The sequence below is a fragment of the Brachyspira suanatina genome (genome assembly GCF_001049755.1).
In the GTDB taxonomy this organism is placed as follows: Bacteria; Spirochaetota; Brachyspiria; order Brachyspirales; family Brachyspiraceae; genus Brachyspira; species Brachyspira suanatina.
In genome coordinates this window covers 1-1,514 of sequence record NZ_CVLB01000011.1, presented here as the reverse complement: position 1 = coordinate 1,514, position 1,514 = coordinate 1, and the positions used below count along the sequence as shown (strand labels likewise).

Below are 1,514 nucleotides of genomic sequence, written 5' to 3'. Positions count from 1 at the left end.
AAAATTCTTGGTATAAGAGTATTAATTGTATATGGACTGACTTATATATTATCGCTTGCAATTACCGCAATTATAGCCCAAAAATATTATCATGAAGATATAAAAATAAAAGAAGATATTAGAGAGACTATAGGAACAATATTAGTAGGGTTGATTACTCTGGCATTAATTGCATTCATTTTAATAGTAGCAGTAATAAATATGGAAAGTAATAGAGAATATTTAGCTTTCAGCGGAGTGATTTTTGGTTCTATAGCCTATATTATCATTAGGAAAATAACATAAATTTATTAGTATTCTAAAAATACATACTGAATTTTTTAAGTTTATCAATTTTTTGTTTAATAGTTTAATTTTACGATTACAATAAACTAACTCAATTTATAATTCAATAAACATCTATACCGTATTGACAAAAAAACTATGTACATTAGAATTGAAAAACTATATATGATAATTAAAGAGTAGTTAAATAAAAATGAAAATTAAAAAGAAAAAAAATGACAGCAAAGTTAATGTAATAGCTTTAATAATATATCTCTTCTTATCTTGTACTATACCTCCTACTGCAATATCATTTTTTGCTAAGGCTGATAAAAATATACAAGAAAAAAAAGAAATAATATATAATGATAAAGAAATAATAGATAATAATAAACAAACTAATGCAGCAAATTTTGACAAAGAAGAAGTACTTCAAGAAATGATAACAATATTATTAAAAGGAACTTTATTATCTAAATATAGCAGCTCAAAAGTGGATTTGAAAATTATTGGAGTGAGAGTATTAATTGTATATACACTGACTTATGTATTATCGCTTGCAATTACCGCAATTATAGCCCAAAAATATTATCATGAAGATATAAAAATAAAAGAAGATATTAGAGAGACTATAGAAACAATATTAGTAGTGTTTATTACTCTGGCATTAATAGCATTCGTTTTAATAGTAATAGTAATAAATATGGAAAGTAATAGAGAATATTTAGCTTTCAGCGGAGTGATTTTCGGTTTTATAGCCTGTATTATCATTAGAAAAATATCATAAATTTATTAGTATATACCTAAACAACTATATTTTGTCAAAAATAAATTTATATTTTTAATTTTATATCTGGGGCTTTGCCCCAGACCCCACTTCTTTTGGTGCCCCAAAGAAGCAAAAAGACTACATTTGGACTTTAATTTAATAAATTATATTACATGTAAGACATTTTTAGTATGATTTAGTACTAATTTTTACACTTGCACTTTCACGAAGCGTATCCGAGCTTGCCGAGGATATAAGGTTCTTTGACGCTATCCGCTGCGACCGAAGGAAGTACATTTAGGTAGGCGTGCGGCGGGAAAAAGAACAATAAAAAATTGACAAAGTTAAAAATTTTTAGTATATACCTAAACAACTATATTTTTTGTTTTATATTCAGTCAATAATTCAATAAACATCTATACTGTATTGACAAAAAAAGCATATATAATAAAATCATTATGAGGATTATGAAAAATAAAAT

General features: G+C 25.3%; 1 protein-coding gene and 1 pseudogene. Both read left to right on the top strand.

Translation table 11 applies throughout. The annotated features are described in order from the left end of the window. Window positions 1–285, top strand: a pseudogene (locus BRSU_RS14000) (hypothetical protein); the annotation flags it as partial. Between the two features lie 193 nt (window positions 286–478). Then, on the top strand, window positions 479–1,051 hold the full coding sequence (locus tag BRSU_RS13995; protein ID WP_048596206.1) for a hypothetical protein: 573 nt from the start codon (window positions 479–481) through the stop codon (window positions 1,049–1,051). Window positions 1,052–1,514 lie beyond the last annotated feature (463 nt).

Coding starts and splice junctions, on each gene's coding strand:
- BRSU_RS13995 (WP_048596206.1), top strand. CDS start 479: ATGAAAATTAAAAAGAAAAAAAATGACAGCAAAGTTAATGTAATAGCT.